At 73.4% G+C, this 16,486-nt stretch carries 16 protein-coding genes; 7 read left to right on the top strand and 9 right to left on the bottom strand.

Features of this window, described 5'->3' with window-relative positions; genetic code table 11:
• Positions 1–50 precede the first annotated feature (50 nt).
• Positions 51–1,289: a cytochrome P450 gene (locus ACFYO5_RS02900; RefSeq protein WP_388703456.1), complete on the top strand. Its 1,239-nt coding sequence runs from the start codon at positions 51–53 to the stop codon at positions 1,287–1,289.
• A gap of 100 nt (positions 1,290–1,389) precedes the next feature.
• Here ACFYO5_RS02900 and ACFYO5_RS02895 read toward each other — a convergent pair whose 3' ends face one another.
• From ACFYO5_RS02895 to ACFYO5_RS02865, 7 genes are all read right to left on the bottom strand, one after another.
• Positions 1,390–1,806, bottom strand: a complete 417-nt coding sequence (locus ACFYO5_RS02895) for a transglycosylase SLT domain-containing protein (RefSeq protein WP_356559443.1) — start codon at positions 1,804–1,806, stop codon at positions 1,390–1,392.
• Positions 1,807–2,141: 335 nt separating this feature from the next.
• Positions 2,142–2,984, bottom strand: coding sequence for an ECF transporter S component (locus tag ACFYO5_RS02890; protein ID WP_356559441.1), 843 nt, complete (start codon positions 2,982–2,984; stop codon positions 2,142–2,144).
• Complete coding sequence (locus ACFYO5_RS02885; protein ID WP_388703451.1) at positions 2,981–4,657, bottom strand: ABC transporter ATP-binding protein; 1,677 nt, start codon at positions 4,655–4,657, stop codon at positions 2,981–2,983. Before ACFYO5_RS02885 ends, ACFYO5_RS02890 begins: the two co-directional genes overlap by 4 nt.
• Positions 4,654–5,955: an energy-coupling factor transporter transmembrane component T gene (locus tag ACFYO5_RS02880; RefSeq protein ID WP_388703449.1), complete on the bottom strand. Its 1,302-nt coding sequence runs from the start codon at positions 5,953–5,955 to the stop codon at positions 4,654–4,656. Before ACFYO5_RS02880 ends, ACFYO5_RS02885 begins: the two co-directional genes overlap by 4 nt.
• A complete protein-coding gene (locus tag ACFYO5_RS02875; protein WP_388703446.1) occupies positions 5,948–6,652 on the bottom strand; it encodes an SCO2322 family protein in 705 nt (234 codons plus the stop codon). Before ACFYO5_RS02875 ends, ACFYO5_RS02880 begins: the two co-directional genes overlap by 8 nt.
• Positions 6,649–7,881, bottom strand: coding sequence for a prenyltransferase/squalene oxidase repeat-containing protein (locus tag ACFYO5_RS02870; protein WP_388703443.1), 1,233 nt, complete (start codon positions 7,879–7,881; stop codon positions 6,649–6,651). Before ACFYO5_RS02870 ends, ACFYO5_RS02875 begins: the two co-directional genes overlap by 4 nt.
• A 556-nt stretch (positions 7,882–8,437) precedes the next feature.
• The gene (locus ACFYO5_RS02865) at positions 8,438–9,493 is read right to left on the bottom strand and encodes an MBL fold metallo-hydrolase (protein ID WP_388703440.1); all 1,056 of its coding nucleotides are present in this window, start codon (positions 9,491–9,493) and stop codon (positions 8,438–8,440) included.
• A 141-nt stretch (positions 9,494–9,634) separates the two neighbouring features.
• On the opposite strand from ACFYO5_RS02865, the gene ACFYO5_RS02860 reads away from it, so the two are divergent.
• Genes ACFYO5_RS02860 through ACFYO5_RS02850 form a run of 3 tightly spaced genes read left to right on the top strand, consistent with a single transcriptional unit; the run spans position 9,635 to position 11,955 of the window.
• A complete protein-coding gene (locus ACFYO5_RS02860; protein ID WP_388703438.1) occupies positions 9,635–11,092 on the top strand; it encodes an aldehyde dehydrogenase in 1,458 nt (485 codons plus the stop codon).
• 4 nt (positions 11,093–11,096) lie between these two features.
• The gene (locus tag ACFYO5_RS02855; RefSeq protein WP_356559427.1) at positions 11,097–11,345 is read left to right on the top strand and encodes a ferredoxin; all 249 of its coding nucleotides are present in this window, start codon (positions 11,097–11,099) and stop codon (positions 11,343–11,345) included.
• 55 nt (positions 11,346–11,400) lie between these two features.
• Entirely contained in the window at positions 11,401–11,955 is a 555-nt protein-coding gene (locus ACFYO5_RS02850) for a hypothetical protein (RefSeq protein WP_388703434.1), read from the top strand.
• 8 nt (positions 11,956–11,963) lie between these two features.
• Here ACFYO5_RS02850 and ACFYO5_RS02845 read toward each other — a convergent pair whose 3' ends face one another.
• Complete coding sequence (locus tag ACFYO5_RS02845; protein ID WP_388703431.1) at positions 11,964–12,599, bottom strand: TetR family transcriptional regulator; 636 nt, start codon at positions 12,597–12,599, stop codon at positions 11,964–11,966.
• 209 nt (positions 12,600–12,808) lie between these two features.
• Here ACFYO5_RS02845 and ACFYO5_RS02840 point away from each other — a divergent pair, with 209 nt between their 5' ends.
• Genes ACFYO5_RS02840 through ACFYO5_RS02830 form a run of 3 tightly spaced genes read left to right on the top strand, consistent with a single transcriptional unit; the run spans position 12,809 to position 16,022 of the window.
• On the top strand, positions 12,809–14,227 hold the full coding sequence (locus ACFYO5_RS02840) for a glycosyltransferase family 4 protein (protein WP_388703428.1): 1,419 nt from the start codon (positions 12,809–12,811) through the stop codon (positions 14,225–14,227).
• A complete protein-coding gene (locus ACFYO5_RS02835) occupies positions 14,221–14,955 on the top strand; it encodes a class I SAM-dependent methyltransferase (RefSeq protein WP_356559421.1) in 735 nt (244 codons plus the stop codon). The genes ACFYO5_RS02840 and ACFYO5_RS02835 overlap by 7 nt, the downstream gene beginning before the upstream one ends.
• Positions 14,952–16,022, top strand: a complete 1,071-nt coding sequence (locus tag ACFYO5_RS02830; RefSeq protein WP_388703425.1) for a prenyltransferase — start codon at positions 14,952–14,954, stop codon at positions 16,020–16,022. Before ACFYO5_RS02835 ends, ACFYO5_RS02830 begins: the two co-directional genes overlap by 4 nt.
• A 58-nt stretch (positions 16,023–16,080) precedes the next feature.
• On the opposite strand, the gene ACFYO5_RS02825 is transcribed toward ACFYO5_RS02830, so the two are convergent.
• Entirely contained in the window at positions 16,081–16,371 is a 291-nt protein-coding gene (locus ACFYO5_RS02825; protein ID WP_356559417.1) for a hypothetical protein, read from the bottom strand.
• Between the last annotated feature and the right edge of the window lie 115 nt (positions 16,372–16,486).

Raw genomic sequence — 16,486 nt, 5'->3', positions numbered from 1 at the left:
CTATTTCTGATGAGGCGTCAGAAAAAGCTGCCCCCTGGCTGGAGCTGCCCATGCCCTGTCCGGCGCTTCCCGACGGGTTCGACTTCACCGACCCCGACCTGCTGCAACACCGTGTGCCGCTCCCGGAGTTCGCCGAGCTGCGGCGGGCCGAACCGGTCCGCTGGATCCCGCAGTCGGGGAACGTGGCCGGCTTCGAGGACGAGGGGTACTGGGCGGTGACCCGGCACGCCGACGTCCGGTACGTCTCCACCCACCCCGAGCTCTTCTCCTCCACCCTCAACACCGCGATCATCCGCTTCAACGAGCACATCGCGCGCGAATCCATCGACGCGCAGCGGCTCATCCTGCTGAACATGGACCCGCCGGAGCACACGCGGGTGCGGCAGATCGTGCAGCGGGGGTTCACTCCCCGGTCGATCCGGGCGCTGGAGCAGCGGCTGCGGGAGCGGGCCACCGCCATCGTCGCCGGGGCCCGCGCGCTCGACGGGCCCTTCGACTTCGTCACCTCGGTCGCCTGCGAACTGCCCCTCCAGGCCATCGCCGAACTGATCGGCATACCCCAGGACGACCGGACCAGGATCTTCGACTGGTCCAACAAGATGATCGCCTACGACGACCCCGAGTACGCCGTCACCGAGGAGGTCGGCGCCCGGTCCGCCGCCGAGATCATCGCGTACGCCATGAGCATGGCCGCCGAGCGGAAGCGGTGCCCGGCCCACGACATCGTCTCCACGCTGGTCGCCGCCGAGGACGAGGGCAACCTCAACTCCGACGAGTTCGGGTTCTTCGTGCTGATGCTGGCCGTGGCCGGCAACGAGACCACCCGCAACGCCATCACCCACGGGATGCACGCCTTCCTCACCCATCCCGAGCAGTGGGAGCTGTACAAGCGGGAGCGGCCCGCGACCGCCGCCGAGGAGATCGTGCGCTGGGCCGCGCCCGTGGCCGCCTTCCAGCGGACCGCCACGTGCGACACCGAACTGGGCGGGAGGACGATCAGGAAGGGGGAGCGGGTCGGCCTGTTCTACGCCTCCGCCAACCACGACCCCGAGGTCTTCGACCGGCCCGACGACTTCGACGTCACCCGGGACCCCAATCCGCACCTCGGCTTCGGCGGCGGCGGGCCCCACTTCTGCCTCGGCAAGTCCCTCGCCGTCATGGAGATCGACCTCATCTTCAACGCCCTCGCCGACGCGATGCCGCGGCTGCGGCTGGTCGAGGACCCGCGGCGGCTGCGGTCCGCCTGGATCAACGGGGTGAAGGAGCTGCGGGTCAGCGCCGGTGACTGACGGAGGGTTTCGGCGGACCGCGTCGTAACAGGCGTGAGGCGGCGGCCCCCGGGGATCGGGGGGCCGCCGCCTCACGCGTGCGGGGGACCTGCGGCTGGGCTCAGTACCAGCCGTTGGCCTGCCAGAAGGACCAGGCGCCGGCCGGGCTGCCGTAGCGGGAGTTCATGTAGTCGAGGCCCCACTTGATCTGGGTCTTGGGGTTGGTCTTCCAGTCGGAGCCGGCCGAGGCCATCTTGTTGCCCGGCAGGGCCTGGACCAGGCCGTAGGCGCCGGACGAGGAGTTGGTGGCGTCGACGTCCCAACCGCTCTCGTGCTCCACGATCTTGCTGAACGCGTTGAACTGCGCGGCGTCCGGGATCATCTTGTGCGCGATCGTCTTGGCCTGGGAGGCGGAGGTCACGGTCGAGGCCTGGGCGGGAGCCGCGGACAGCGCCATGCCGGCGGTCGCGGCGGCCAGGGCGGCGGCGGTGAGGGCCTTCTTCGGGGAGGCGATGCGGCGGATGACGGAGACGGACACGGAGAACCTTTTCCTTCGGGGACGGATGGGTCGCTGTGCATGCGGAGTCACGCGGTGCGTGGCCGCACCGCGTGATGTGCGGCGGGGGGCTTGCATGCGTCGGGGCCGGGACCCGGGGGTCCGTCGGCCCTGTGCGACGTCATCCAGAGAAGCAGGATCGAAAGGGGTCCGCAATGACCCCTTTTACTAGTTGTGGCCGCATGTGGGGCTAAGGTCGCCTCTGTGACCTGGCTCTCAACGTGCAGGTCAGAGGCGGTTCCGCGACTCCTTGATGTCCCGAATGTCCCACTAGGGAGCATCGTAGGTGATGTGGGTCATGTGGGGTGCTTCACCGGTCAACCGTCCTGGAATGTGACCGCGCTCTCGAAGGCCGCGCGCCGGGTCGCCCTGCGTAGCGCCCTGAGCACGGCCGGACCCAGCGCCAGGGTCAGGACGACGGTGACGACGGCCCGGCCGAGGTCCCAGCCGAGGGAGGTGGCCGCGCAGTAGGCGAGGAAGCGGGCCAGGTTCTCCGGTACGGCCGCGTCCGGATCGAAGGAGACACGCGAGGCCAGCTCGCCCAGGAAGGGCCAGCCCGCCAGGTTCATCGCCGTGCCGTAGGCGAAGGCGGCCAGGAAGCCGTAGACCGCGAGCAGGGCCAGCTCCCCCCGGCCGCGCAACCGGTCCGGGCCCGGCAGCAGGCCCGCGCCCATCGTGAACCAGCCCATCGCCAGCATCTGGAACGGCATCCACGGCCCCACCCCACCCGTGAGCAGCGCGGACGCGAACATCGTGACCGAGCCCAGGACGAAGCCGAAGCCGGGGCCGAGGACCCGGCCGCTGAGCACCATCAGGAAGAACATCGGCTCGATGCCCGCCGTACCGGCCCCGATCGGGCGCAGGGCGGCGCCGGTCGCCGCCAGCACACCGAGCATCGCCACCGCCTTGGCGCCGAGCCCCGACTCCGAGATCGTCGCCGTCACCACCGCGACCAGCAGCACCAGCAGCCCCGCGAACAGCCAGGGGGCGTCCTGCGCGTGCGCGTTCAGCGTCGAGGCGGGCGGGGCCAGGAACGGCCAGCCGAAAGCGACCACCCCGACCGCGCTGACAAGCCCGAGCGCGGTCACGGAACGGGGCCCGAGACGGACGGCTCGCGCCCGCCGGGCCGACGCGGCACCCCGCCGACGGGTCGGGCTCACCGCAGCGCCTCCCGAACCTGCGCGACGGTCAGCCACTCCTGCGGGGCCAGGATCTTCGTCACCTGCGGGGCGAAGGAAGGGGAGGAGACGATCACTTCGGCCGTCGGGCCGTCCGCGATCACCTCGCCGTCGGCGAGCAGGACGACCCGGTGGGCCAGTTCCGCCGCCAGTTCCACGTCGTGCGTGGCCAGCACGATCGCGTGCCCGGCCGCCGCCAGCCCGCGCAGGACACCGACCAGGCGGGTCTTCGCCGCGTAGTCCAGACCTCGGGTCGGCTCGTCGAGCAGGAGCAGCGGCGGCCGCGCGGCCAGGACGATCGCCAGCGCGAGCGTCAGGCGCTGACCCTCGGAGAGGTCACGGGGGTGGGTGTCGTCACCGATGCCGGGGAGCAGGTCGGTGACCAGGGCGCGGCAGGTGCCGGGGGCGGCCCGCGCGTCCCGGTCGGCGGCCGCGCACTCGGCGGCGACCGTGTCGGCGTAGAGCAGGTCACGGGGCTCCTGCGGGACGAGTCCGACCCGGCGGACGAGGTCGCGGGGCGCGGTGCGGTGCGGGAGCGCGCCGCCCACCCGGACCGTGCCGGAGGACGGCTCGACCAGGCCCACCAGAGTGCTGAGCAGCGTGGACTTCCCGGCGCCGTTGCGGCCCATGAGGGCGATGGTCTCGCCGGGGGAGACGGTGAGATCGACGTCGCGCAGCGCCTGGACCCGCGCCCGGCGTACGGCGAGGGCGCGGACCTCCGCCGGGGGCGCGGGCGTGGCCCGGTCGGGCGCGGTGCGTCGGCGTCGGCGTCGGCCGAGGAGCGCGGGGCGCGTCACGGGTGGCTCGGCGGCCGCGGGCGGGGCGGGTTCCGGCTCCCGTCCGGCCAGCCGCTCGCGCAGGTCACCTGCCCGGCGCCGGGCATCGCGGACCGTCAGCGGCAGCGGGGACCAGCCCGCCAGCCGGCCCAGATCCACCACGGGCGGACACACCGGCGACACGGCCATGATCTCGGCCGGGGCGCCCAGCACCGGGGCGGCGCCGGGCGCGGGCAGGAGGGCGACCCGGTCGGCGTACTGGAGGACGCGTTCCAGTCGGTGCTCCGCGAGCAGGACGGTCGTACCCAGGTCGTGGACCAGGCGCAGGAGGACCGCGAGGACCTCCTCGGCGGCGGCCGGGTCGAGCGCGGAGGTCGGTTCGTCCAGCACGAGGACGCGGGGGTGCGGGGTGAGGACCGAGCCGATCGCGACGCGCTGCCGCTGGCCCCCGGACAGGGTGGCGATCGGGCGGTCGCGCAGGCCGGCCAGACCGAGCAGGTCGAGGGTCTCCTCCACACGGCGGCGCATCACCGCCGGGGGCAGGCCCAACGACTCCATGCCGTAGGCGAGTTCCTCCTCCACGGTGTCCGTCACGAAGTGCGACAGCGGGTCCTGTCCCACCGTCCCCACCACGTCGGCGAGTTCACGCGGCTTGTGGGTGCGGGTGTCGCGGCCGGCGACCGTCACCCGGCCGCGCAGGGTGCCGCCCGTGAAGTGCGGGACGAGACCGCCGACCGTGCCGAGCAGCGTCGACTTGCCGACGCCGGACGGACCGGCGAGCAGCACCAGTTCACCCTCCGGGATCTCGAAGTCGACGCCCTGGACGGTGGGTTGCGGGCAGCCGTCGTACGTCACGGAGACGTTCTCGAAACGGATCACGACGACGCCTCCTTCGGGAGCGGAGCGGGGGGCTGTGCGGGGAGCGGGGCGGGGAGGAGAGCCGGCAGCAGACCGACGAGCACGGCCGCGGCGGGCCACAGGGGAAGCGTCGGCGCGGTCAGGGGGATCACCCCGGGGTGCAGGGCCGCCGGGTCGGCCGAGGCGGCGAGCGTCAGCAGCGCGGCCACCGCGGCACCGGACCCGGCGACCAGACAGGCGCGCGGGGTCCAGCGGTCCGGACGGTAGCGCGTGCGGGGCGAGCGGCGGCCGCCCAGCCGGAGACCGGCGAGCGCGGCGACCGCCCCGGCGACCAGCACCGGCAGCCCGTACGTGCCTCCCGCCGCGGTGAGCAGGCCGTACGTCCCCGCGCAGACGCCGAGCAGGCCGCCCAGGGTGAGAACGGTCGTCGTACGGCGGACACGGGCGGGAACGTCGGCGGTACGGCCGTAGCCGCGGGCGTCCATGGCGGCGGCCAGGGCGACGGAGCGTTCCAGCGCGCCCTCCAGGACCGGCAGCGCCACCTGGAACAGCCCGCGCAGGCCCCGGTCCGGGCGGCCGCGCAGCCGGCGGGCGGCCCGCAGGCGCTGGACGTCGGCGATGAGGTGCGGCGCGAAGGTGAGCGCCACGACGACGGCGACCCCGGCCTCGTACAGGGCGCCGGGGAGGGACTTCAGCAGACGGGAGGGGCTCGCCAGGGCGTTCGCGGCGCCGACGCAGACGAGGAGGGCGGCCAGGCGCAGACCGTCGTACAGCGCGAAGACGACACCCTCGGCGGTGACTCTGCCGCCCAGCCGGATGCCCTGTGCCCAGTGGGGGAGCGGGACTTCGGGGAGCGTCACGAGCACGTGCGTGCCGGGGACGGGGGAGCCGAGGACCACGACGAAGAAGAGGCGGATGAGGAGCACGGCGAGGGCGAGGTGGAGGAAGGCGGAGTAGGAGCGCGACCAGGGGGTGTGGGGGCGGCAGGTGAGGACGACGTAGGCGGAGGTGGTGAGGAGGAGGGCGAGGAGGAGCGGGTTGGTGGTGCGGGTGGCGGCCGTGCCGAGCCCCAGCGCCCACCACCACCAGGCGCCCGGATGGAGTTGAGGGGCAGCCGCGGCGGCGGGCGTCGGCCGGGTGGCGCGCGAGGTGGGGCGGGTGCCGGTCGTGCCGGGGCGGAGGCCGCTCCTTTCGGGGCGGGTGCCACTCCTTCCGTCGAAGGTGCCACTCCTGCCGGGGAAGGCGCCGCTCCTGGCGGGGCGGGTGCCGCTCTTTCCGTCGAAGGTGCCACTCCTTCCGGGGCGGGTGCCCTCAGGCATCCCTGCGCCGCCGGGCCTGCCACGCCGCGGCCGCCGCCAGCGCGGCGACCAGCGCACCGCCCGCGTAGACGCCCACGGAAGGGCCGCCGTCGTCCGCCGGGGACGCGGAGGACGCCGGGGATCCCGAGGGGTTCGACGCGGACCGGTCCTCGCCGTTGCCCTCGCCCTCGCCCTTGCTTTCGTCCCTGGTCGTCTCCGTCGACACCTGGTCTCCGCAGCCCGTCTCCGGGTAGGCCGCGATCGCGCACAGCAGCGCGTTCGTGTCGTAGCGCAGGGGCTTGGCGGTGGAGGCGAGGGCCTCGGCCGTGGTCGCGTCGTCCCGGACGCGGGCGCAGGCGGTGCGCGCGGCGGGCGGGGTCTCGCCGGACGGCGCGTCCGCCGGGGTGCCGAAGTCGAGGACCAGCGCGACCCGCTTCATGCCGTCCCGCGCCGGAGTGCGCGCGCAGATCGCGCTGAAGGAGGCCGTGCCGCGCGGCCGTGCCGCGTCCTGCGAGTCCTCGCTCACCGCGAAACGGAAGCCCTGGACGGCGCCGTCGGAGGGGCGGGCCGTGGAGGGGCCCTCGGTGGCGTAGGTCCAGCGGTCGCCGTCGCGGTCCCAGAACGACCAGTAGCGGTATCCGGCGGCCTGGGCCGGGCCGGTGCCGGCCAGACCCAGGAAGAGCGCGGCGACGAGCAGGGCGGCGAGGCGGCGTATCACGGCTGCCGCTTCCTGCGACCGCTGATCAGGAAGCCGATGCCGATACCCGCGACGAGGAAGACGCCGACGGTCCACCAGACGCCGAAGCCGTCGTCGGAGTCCTCGGCACCGTCGTGGTCGTCGGAGTCCTCCCGCTGGAGCCCGCCGGTCGCCCTGTCGGTGGCCTGCGGCGCCGGGCCCGTGGCGTTGAGGGCGGCGACCAGGTCCGTGCCGCCGAACGCGCGCGGGTCCGTCCCCGTCGCGTGGGCGGCGAAGACCAACTGGGCGTAGGCGGCGGGGCCGTTCTGCCGCGCCCAGGCGGCGGCGTGGTGCTGGAGCCAGGTGAGGGGCTTGCGCGCCTGCTCGGCGCCGCCCTGCGCGGCGAGCGCGACGACGGCGTCGGCGGTGTTGCCGTAGTCCGGCTGGTTCTCGGCGCCGGGCAGCACCGAGATCAGATACCCGTCCTTGGCGACGGCCTTCGCCAGATAGGCGGCGCCGTTGGCGGCGGCCTGCCGCGGTCCCGGATAACCGGCGTCGGCGCAGACGGCGGCGTCCGCCTCCTTCCCGGCCCCGGCCGCGAGGCCCTCGCCGAGGACGCCGAGAACGCCGGCCGCCGTCGCGTCCGCGTTCGCCGACGACTTGCCCTGCTTGTCGGGCTGGTAGGCGAAGGCACCACCGGCGGCGCAGGGCAGCGCCAGCTTCGTCAGGGCGTCGTACGGTGAATTCCCGCCCTTCACGACCTCCGCCGGCTTCTTCCCGGCCGCCGCCAGCGCGCCGACCACGACGGACGTCGAGTTGGTGTCGCTGGCGCCGCCGGGGGCGTACCCCCAGCCGCCGTCCGCGTTCTGCACCGAAGTCAGCCAGCCGACGGCCTTCTCCGCCGCGGCCTCGTGGCCGCCGAGGGCCGCGAGGGCCTGGACGGCGGCGGCCGTGCTGTTGGTGTCGACCATCAGCTTGGCGTCGCAGGGCTGGGCGGGGTCGGCGCGGAACGCGGCGAAGGCGCCGTTCGCGCACTGCTGGCCGGTCAGCCAGTCCACGGCCTTCCCCGCCGGCTCCACCCCCACCGTGTCCTGGGCGAGCAGCGCGAGCGACTGCCGCCAGACGCCGTCGTACGTCGGGTCGGTGCTGCCGTACAGCCCTGAGGGCAACGCCACGGACGGAGTCGGGGACGGGGACGCGGCCACGGCGGGCGCGGCGGCGCCGATCACTGCTGTGGCGGCCAGGACCGCGGCGCTGCGGCGGACGTTCATGATCGGCTGGTGCCTCTCCCTGTCAGGGAGCCGGGCAGCACGGGACACCCCGGCGGCTCGGCCCCGCATACCTCGACGGTGCCGTACGCCGGCGGCGCCGACGCACGTGAGCCGGTCACGTCCGTCCGGGGAGGTCCGGCCGGCCACGGTGCTCCGTGGCGCACGGACAGGGGTGACCCCGGGTCGGGCGAAGCCGGGACTGGGGAGGGGCCGGCGCCGGAAATGCACCGGCTTTCCCCCGTACGGGCGTGATGACGACCGGGCCACTGTACTCGGCCGTGGGAGGAGCCCCGCGGGCGGCCCGCGAGCGCGGCCGGTTCGGCCCCCGGGGGCGACGGGAAGGTGCCGGGCCGCCTGCCGGGCACGGGCGGACGGCCGACGTGTACGAGACCGGCGCGGGGCGGTGTCGCGGTCGACGACGGTCGGAAGCCGACGGCCACGGCGGGATGACAGCGGGATGGTGAACGGTGCCGACGGCCACGCCGGGATGGTGAACGGTGCCGACGCCTCCCGTGCGGCGCGCCCGGTTTGGCGTTTCCGCTTTGGCGCTTCCGCCTCAAACCGCCACGTACGTCACCGGATCGCTCCCCGTCACCGCTTCCGCGTGCCCCAGTTTCACCAGGCGCCGCAGGTGCGCCTCGGCCTCCGAGACGGCGATGTTGCGGGAGCCGTACGGGATGCGCGCCCAGGGCCGGTTCCACTCCATGCGCTCGGCGAGCTGCCAGGGGGTGAGCGGCTCGGCCAGCAACTCCCGCAGGCCCGCGAGGCGGTCCTCGTGATGGGCGAGCAACTCCCTCACGCGCGAGGCTGCGTCGGTGAAGGCGTACTGGTGGGCGGGGAGGATCTCGGCGGCGGCGAGGCGGCCGACGCGTTCCAGGGAGGCGAGGTAGTCGCCCAGGGGGTCGGTGACGGTGGCGTCCTCGGGGTCCTCGTACAGGCCGATGTGCGGGGTGATCTCCGGCAGCAGGTGGTCGCCGGAGAACAGCCGTCCGTGGCCGGGCAGTCGGCGTGGGTGGTCCTCCTCCAGGTGGAGGCAGACGTGGCCGGGGGTGTGGCCCGGCGTCCAGATCGCGCGCAGACGGCGGCCGGGCAGGTCGAGGAGTTCCCCCGGCTCGATCCCACGGTCGGGAAGGGCGGGGGAGAGGCCGGGGAGGGTGCGGCGTCGGGCCGTACGCAGGGGTGCCACGTGCTCCTCGGGGGCGCCCGCGGCGACCAGCTTGTCCGTCATGTACGCGTACCAGCGGGCGGGCCGGGTCGCGCGGGTCCGCCGGACGATGGCGCCGTCCGCCGCGTGCATCGCGATCCACGCCCCGGAGGCCTCGCGCACCGCGCCGGACAGGCCGTGGTGGTCGGGGTGGTGATGGGTGACGACGACGCCGTACAGCTCGGTGACGGAGGTGCCGCAGGCGGCCAGTCCCTCGGCCAGGGCGTCCCAGGAGGCCGGGTCGTCCCAGCCGGTGTCGACGAGGACCGGCCCCCGGTCGGTGTCGACGACGTACACCAGGGTGTGCCCGAGGGGGTTGTCCGGGATGGGCACGCGCAGCGAGCGCACGCCTCCGCCGTGGTCGTACGTCGTCGGGGGCGCGGGGTCCCCGCCCGGGCTGCTCGTCATGCACCCTCCGTCCCACGGCCATTGCCCACTATAACGAGAACTGGTATCAGTTTCTGAAACACCGTCAGAAACTTGTGGGCGGCGCCGTCGGAAACCTTGTCGCAAACGGGTCCCCATGGGTCCCCTCGGGAGGCAGTCGCCATGGCCGAGCCAGTGGAACACGGACAGCTGTTCATCGGGGGGGAGTTGACCGACCCCCTGGGCAAGGGCGTCATCGAGGTCGTCTCGCCGCACACCGAGGAGGTCATCGGGCGCGTCCCGCACGCCTCGCCCGCCGATGTGGACCGGGCGGTCGCGGCGGCGCGGCGGGCCTTCGACGACGGCCCCTGGCCCCGGCTGCCGCTGGCGGAGCGGATCGCGGTCGTCACCCGCATCAAGGACGGGATCGCCGCCCGGCACGAGGAGATCGCCCGGGTGATCTCCTCCGAGAACGGCTCCCCGTACTCCTGGAGCGTCCTCGCGCAGGCCCTCGGCGCGATGATGGTGTGGGACGCGGCCATCACCGTCGCGCGCGGCTTCCCCGTCGAGGAACGGCGCGACGGAGTCCTCGGGAAGATCCTCGTGCGGCGCGAACCCGTCGGGGTCGTGGCCGCGGTCGTCCCCTGGAACGTCCCGCAGTTCGTGGCCGCCGCCAAGCTCGCGCCCGCGCTGCTCACCGGCTGCACGGTGGTGCTCAAGCCGTCGCCCGAAACACCTCTGGACGCCTACCTGCTGGCGGAGATCACCCGGGAGGCGGGGCTGCCCGAGGGCGTCCTGTCGATCCTTCCGGCGGACCGCGAGGTCAGCGAGTACCTGGTCGGGCACCCCGGAGTGGACAAGGTCTCCTTCACCGGATCGGTGGCGGCCGGCAAACGCGTGATGGAGGTGGCCGCCCGCAATCTCACCCGCGTCACGCTGGAACTGGGCGGCAAGTCGGCGGCGGTCGTGCTGCCGGACGCGGACGTGGAGACGGCGGTGGCGGGGATCGTCCCGGCGGCCTGGATGAACAACGGCCAGGCCTGCGTCGCCCAGACCCGCATCCTGCTGCCGCGCTCCCGCTACGACGAGTTCGCCGACGCCTTCGCGGCGGCGGCGGGCGCGCTGGTCGTCGGCGACCCGCTGGACCCGGCGACCCAGGTCGGCCCGCTGGTCGCCGAGCGCCAGCAGCGGCGCAACCTCGACTACATCCGCATCGGCCAGGAGGAGGGCGCGAAGATCCTCACCGGCGGCGGACGTCCGCCCGGCCTCGACCGGGGCTGGTACGTCGAGCCGACCCTCTTCGGCGACGTCGACAACTCCATGCGCATCGCCCGCGAGGAGATCTTCGGCCCGGTGATCTGCCTCCTCCCCTACGGCGACGAGGCGGAGGCACTGAAGATCGCCAACGACTCCGACTACGGCCTGAGCGGCAGCGTGTGGACGGCGGACGTCGGGCACGGCATCGAGGTGGCCCGCCGGGTCCGCACCGGGACGTACTCCGTGAACACCTTCAGCCTCGACATGCTCGGCCCGTTCGGCGGCTACAAGAACAGCGGCCTGGGACGGGAGTTCGGCCCCGAGGGGTACGGCGAGTACCTGGAGCACAAGATGATCCACCTGCCGGCGGGCTGGGAGGGCTGAACCGATGGGCGTACCCGGGACGGGAGACCGCTGGCACGTCGAGGTCGACCGCTCCCTGTGCATCGGCTCCGCCCAGTGCCTCCACCTCGCCCCCGACCGTTTCCACCTCGACACCGCCCGCCAGTCCCACCCCACCGCCCCCGACACGGACGCCAACGAACGCGTCCTGGAGGCAGCGGAGAGCTGCCCGGTCGAGGCGATCATGATCACCCTGGCGCGGAACGGGGAGGCGGTGTTCCCGCCGGAGGAGTGACGGTGGGCGTGTGCGAGACTCCGCCGGACATCGGTGACGTACGAGGTGGGGACGCATGCGTGGGGTGGGGGCGGCCGTGGCCGCGAGTGTCGCGGTGGTGCTGCTGACGGGCTGCGGCAATGGTGGCGGTGGGGCAGAGGCGGAGCAGACGGCCGGCGGCCGGACGGCCGCTGTCGCGGGCCCGAGGGAGCTGACCACCGCGATGGTGGAGGCCGAGATCTCGGCGGCCGCGGCGGCGGCGGACTGGCAGCCCCGGTTCCTGACCGTCCAGCAGCTGGGCGGCCACCCGTGCCGGACGATGGGCTCCGTGCGGACCCACGGTTCGCCGGACCGGAAGGACGCCGAGGTGGTCGTCGGCGAGCTGAAGGAACGCGGTTGGTCGGTGAGGGGGGAGGACGCGGGCGACGGCGGTCACGCCTGGTTCCTCGAGAAGCTCAACTGGACCGTGAACTTCGGCATCTCCACGGCCACGGCCGCGTCGCCCGAACCGGAGGCGCGGGAACGGACGCCCACCGGGGCCGTCTTCGATGGCAGCGGCATGCCGTGCGCGGCCATGTCGTCGGCACCGGCGTCCACCGTGCCGCCTCCCGAGCCCCCGGCGCTGCCCTGACCGCCGGCTCAGTCGTGCGGCTCCGTCACGTCGATCAGCCGGCAGACCGTTTCGATGTCGATGCGTACCTGGGCGATGGAGGCCCGGCCCGAGAGCCAGGTGATGAGGGCCGAGTGCCAGGTGTGTTCGATGACGCGGACCGCGGAGAGCTGTTCCGGGGTGGGGTCCGCCAGGCCCATCGCGTCGAGGATGATCACGGTGGTCCGGCGGGAGACCTGGTCGACCTCGGCGGAGACGCTGCGGTCGGCGAAGGTGAGGGCGCGGACCATCGCGTCGGCCAGGTGGGGCTCGCGCTGGAGGGCGCGGAAGGCGCGCATCAGGGTCTCCGTGACGCGGGCGGCCGGGGTGTCGCCCGCCGGGGGCTTCTTCCGCAGCGTGCCGTGCATGCGCTCCAACTGGTCCTGCATCGTGGCGACCAGCAGATGCACCTTGGACGGGAAGTAGCGGTAGAGCGTGCCCAGCGCGACCTGGGAGGACTCGGCGACCTCGCGCATCTGCACCGCGTCGAACCCGCCCCGGCTCGCCAGTCGCGCGCTCGCGTGCAGGATGCGGCGGCGGCGGGCCTCCTGCCGCTCGGTGAGGGGAGCGCCGGAGGGGCGCTGGATGCTGCTTTCCACCTTGTCCCCCTTGGCGTGCGCGGGCATGGCCCCGTTCCGTGACGGTCGGTGAGGGCTTGGGATCACTCAGCGGGGACGGGGCGCCGGGTCGTGGCGTGAATCACCTGATCCACTGCTCACAGCGTCCTTACCTGCCGGTAGATTCAGACCCTCCCGGACGATCAAGTCTGAAACTTGTTCTAGATTAGCGTCCCGTCGTAGTCTCGCGGGACAGTGCAGGCAGAAGGGGGCCCGGAGTGACCGCTGAGGCCAGTCAGGCGGGGTCCCAGGACCTCGCCGCGGACGGCGGGCGACCGCTCGACATCGCGCTCCTCACCTACAAGGGAAACCCGTTCTGCGGCGGCCAGGGCGTCTACGTCCGCCACCTCTCGCGCGAACTGGCCCGTCTCGGCCACCGCGTCGAGGTCATCGGCTCCCAGCCCTACCCGGTCCTCGACGAGGGCCACGACGACCGGCTGTCCCTCACCGAGCTGCCCAGCCTCGACCTCTACCGTCAGCCGGACCCCTTCCGCACCCCGAGGCGCGGCGAGTACCGCGACTGGGTCGACGCCCTGGAAGTGGCGACGATGTGGACCGGCGGTTTCCCCGAGCCGCTGACCTTCTCGCTGCGCGCCCGCCGTCATCTGCGGGCCCGGCGCGGCGAGTTCGACGTCGTGCACGACAACCAGACCCTCGGCTACGGCCTGTTGGGCGACGTCGGCGCACCCCTGGTCACCACCATCCACCACCCCATCACCGTCGACCGGCAGTTGGAGCTGGACGCCGCCGAGGGCTGGAAGCGGCGCGCCTCGGTGCGCCGCTGGTACGCCTTCACCCGCATGCAGAAGCGCGTCGCCCGCCGTCTGCCGTCCGTGCTCACCGTCTCCGGCACCTCCCGCCAGGAGATCGTCGACCACCTCGGGGTCCGCGACGACCGCATCCACGTCGTCCACATCGGCGCCGACACCGACCTGTTCGCGCCCGACCCGTCCGTGCCCGTCGTGCCGGGCCGGATCGTCACGACGTCCAGCGCGGACGTGCCTCTGAAGGGCCTGGTGTTCCTCGTGGAGGCGCTGGCCAAGGTCCGTACCGAGCAGCCGAACGCCCACCTCGTCGTCGTCGGCAAGCGCCCGCAGGAGGGCCCCGTCGCCGCCGCGGTCGAGCGCTACGGCCTCGCGGGCGCCATCGAGTTCGTCAAGGGCATCTCCGACGCCGAACTCGTCGACCTGGTCCGCTCCGCCGAGGTCGCCTGCGTGCCCTCCCTCTACGAGGGCTTCTCACTGCCGGCCGCGGAGGCCATGGCGACCGGCACCCCGCTCGTCGCCACCACCGGCGGCGCCACCCCCGAGGTCGCCGGACCCGACGGGGAGACCTGTCTGGCCGTGCCGCCGGGGGACGCGGGCGCCCTGGCCACCGCGCTGAGCAGGCTGCTCGGCGACCCCGTGCTGCGGGCCCGGCTGGGCGCGGCCGGACGCGAGCGGGTGCTGGAGCGGTTCACCTGGGCGCGCGCCGCCCAGGGCACCGTCGAGCGGTACCGCGAGGCGGTCGAGCGGGCCGGGGACCGGCGCCGCCCACGCCCGTCGGGCGCGCGGCCGGCCCCCCTCACCTCCGCGTCCCCCGACGCCGACCCAGATGTTGACGTTGAATCCGATCGCGAAAGCAGGGCCACGTGCTGACCGTCGACTTCTCCCGGTTCCCGCTCGCCCCGGGCGACCGTGTCCTGGACCTCGGCTGCGGGGCGGGACGCCACGCCTTCGAGTGTTACCGGCGCGGCGCCCAGGTCGTGGCGCTGGACCAGAACGGCGAGGAGATCCGCGAGGTCGCCAAGTGGTTCGCCGCGATGAAGGAGGCGGGCGAGGCCCCCGAGGGCGCGACCGCCACCGCGATGGAGGGCGACGCCCTCGCCCTGCCCTTCCCCGACGAGTCCTTCGACGTCGTCATCATCTCCGAGGTGATGGAGCACATCCCCGACGACAAGGGTGTCCTGGCCGAGATGGTGCGGGTTCTCAGGCCGGGCGGCCGCATCGCCATCACCGTGCCGCGCTACGGCCCCGAGAAGGTCTGCTGGACCCTGTCCGACGCCTACCACGAGGTCGAGGGCGGCCACATCCGCATCTACCGGGCGGACGAACTGCTCGGGAAGATCCGCGAGGCCGGCCTGAAGCCGTACGGCAGCCACCACGCCCACGCGCTGCACTCGCCGTACTGGTGGCTCAAGTGCGCGTTCGGCGTCGACAACGACAAGGCGCTGCCGGTGCGGGCGTACCACAAGCTGCTGGTCTGGGACATCATGAAGAAGCCCCTCGCGACCCGGGTCGCCGAACAGGCGCTGAACCCGCTGATCGGCAAGAGCTTCGTGGCGTACGCGACCAAGCCCCATCTGCCCCGAGTGGACGCCAAGTGACGACTTCCCGGACGGAACACCTGGTCCTGCCCGGGGTCCTCACCGCCGAGCAGGCCGTCGAGACCGTCCGCGCCATCCTGGCCGAGCAGCGGGAGGACGGCGCGATCCCGTGGTTCCGCGGCCACCACCTCGACCCGTGGGACCACACCGAGGCCGCGATGGCGCTGGACGCGGCGGGCGAGCACGAGGCCGCCGAGCGGGCGTACGAGTGGCTCGCGCGGCACCAGCAGGACGACGGTTCCTGGTACGCGGCCTACGCCGACGGCGACTTCGCCGACGTCACCGACCGCGGCCGCGAGACGAACTTCGTCGCCTACGTCGCCGTCGGCGTCTGGCACCACTACCTGTCCACCGGCGACGACACCTTCCTCGACCGCATGTGGCCGGTCGTCCACGCCGCGGTCGAGTACGTGCTGCGGCTCCAGCAGAGCGGCGGGCAGATCGGCTGGCGCCGTGACGACGACGGCACCCCCACCGCGGACGCCCTGCTCACCGGCTCCTCCTCCGTCCACCACGCGCTGCGCTGCGCCCTGGCCATCGCCGAGCAGCGGGAAGAACCCCAGCCGGACTGGGAGTTGGCGGCCGGCGCGGTGCGGCACGCCATCCGCCGGCACCCGGAGCGGTTCCTGGACAAGGCCCGCTACTCGATGGACTGGTACTACCCGGTCCTCGGCGGCGCGCTCACCGGTGCGGAGGCCAAGGCCCGCATCGAGGAGATGTGGGAGCTGTTCGTCGTGCCGGGGCTCGGCGTGCGCTGTGTCGTGCCCAACCCGTGGGTGACCGGCGGGGAGTCGGCCGAACTCGCCCTGGCCCTGTGGGCGGTGGGCGAGTCCGACCGGGCGCTGGAGATCCTTCAGTGGATCCAGCGGCTGCGCGACCCGGAGTCCGGGCTGTACTGGACGGGGTACGTCTTCGAGGACGCGGCGATCTGGCCGCAGGAGCTGACGACGTGGACCGCCGGGTCGCTGCTGCTCGCGGTCGCCGCGTTGGGCGGGCACGAGGCCACCTGCCAGGTGTTCGGCGGCGACCGCCTGCCGACGGGACTGGATCCCGACTGCTGCGAGTGAGGACGCCGACGCGCCGACCGGAGGTGGCCGCCGGTGAGGTCCCGGATCTTCCGGGAGGTCAGTGGCGGACCCGGTTCGCGATCGCGTGGCCGACGAAGAGGTACACGACGGCCGCCAGGCCGTAGCCCGCCACGACCCTCGCCCACGCCTCGTCGAACGTGAACAGGTCGTGCGACCAGCCCGCCAGCCATCGGGCCGCGTCGTGCACGAACTGCACGAGGTCGTTGCCGCGGTTGGCGTCCAGCAGGTACATGACGATCCAGAGGCCCAGGATGAAGGCCATCACGTCGGCGACGACGGCGATGACCGTGCCAGCCGAATGCGTACCGTTGCGATATCGAGGGGACATGCAGTCCGCTTTGCCGTTCGTGACGGGATGAAACACGGCCCGTTCACGACTTCTCCCTCTGCGCGCGCCGGCGGGGAGCCGTGCCCTGCCTCGCGAACGCCGTTGTCCCGCAGGC

The organism is Streptomyces sp. NPDC006259 (assembly GCF_042870975.1).
GTDB lineage: Bacteria > Actinomycetota > Actinomycetes > Streptomycetales > Streptomycetaceae > Streptomyces.
The sequence above is the reverse complement of the archived record's forward strand: the minus strand, read 5'-3'. Positions and strand labels throughout refer to the sequence as shown.

What these genes read in the sequence shown, in the direction of transcription:
- ACFYO5_RS02865 (WP_388703440.1), bottom strand. Translation starts at nt 9,493, where the DNA reads ATGACGAGCAGCCCGGGCGGGGACCCCGCGCCCCCGACGACGTACGAC.
- ACFYO5_RS02860 (WP_388703438.1), top strand. Translation starts at nt 9,635, where the DNA reads ATGGCCGAGCCAGTGGAACACGGACAGCTGTTCATCGGGGGGGAGTTG.
- ACFYO5_RS02845 (WP_388703431.1), bottom strand. Translation starts at nt 12,599, where the DNA reads ATGCCCGCGCACGCCAAGGGGGACAAGGTGGAAAGCAGCATCCAGCGC.
- ACFYO5_RS02880 (WP_388703449.1), bottom strand. Translation starts at nt 5,955, where the DNA reads ATGCCTGAGGGCACCCGCCCCGGAAGGAGTGGCACCTTCGACGGAAAG.
- ACFYO5_RS02870 (WP_388703443.1), bottom strand. Translation starts at nt 7,881, where the DNA reads ATGAACGTCCGCCGCAGCGCCGCGGTCCTGGCCGCCACAGCAGTGATC.
- ACFYO5_RS02855 (WP_356559427.1), top strand. Translation starts at nt 11,097, where the DNA reads ATGGGCGTACCCGGGACGGGAGACCGCTGGCACGTCGAGGTCGACCGC.
- ACFYO5_RS02900 (WP_388703456.1), top strand. Translation starts at nt 51, where the DNA reads ATGCCCTGTCCGGCGCTTCCCGACGGGTTCGACTTCACCGACCCCGAC.
- ACFYO5_RS02850 (WP_388703434.1), top strand. Translation starts at nt 11,401, where the DNA reads ATGCGTGGGGTGGGGGCGGCCGTGGCCGCGAGTGTCGCGGTGGTGCTG.
- ACFYO5_RS02825 (WP_356559417.1), bottom strand. Translation starts at nt 16,371, where the DNA reads ATGTCCCCTCGATATCGCAACGGTACGCATTCGGCTGGCACGGTCATC.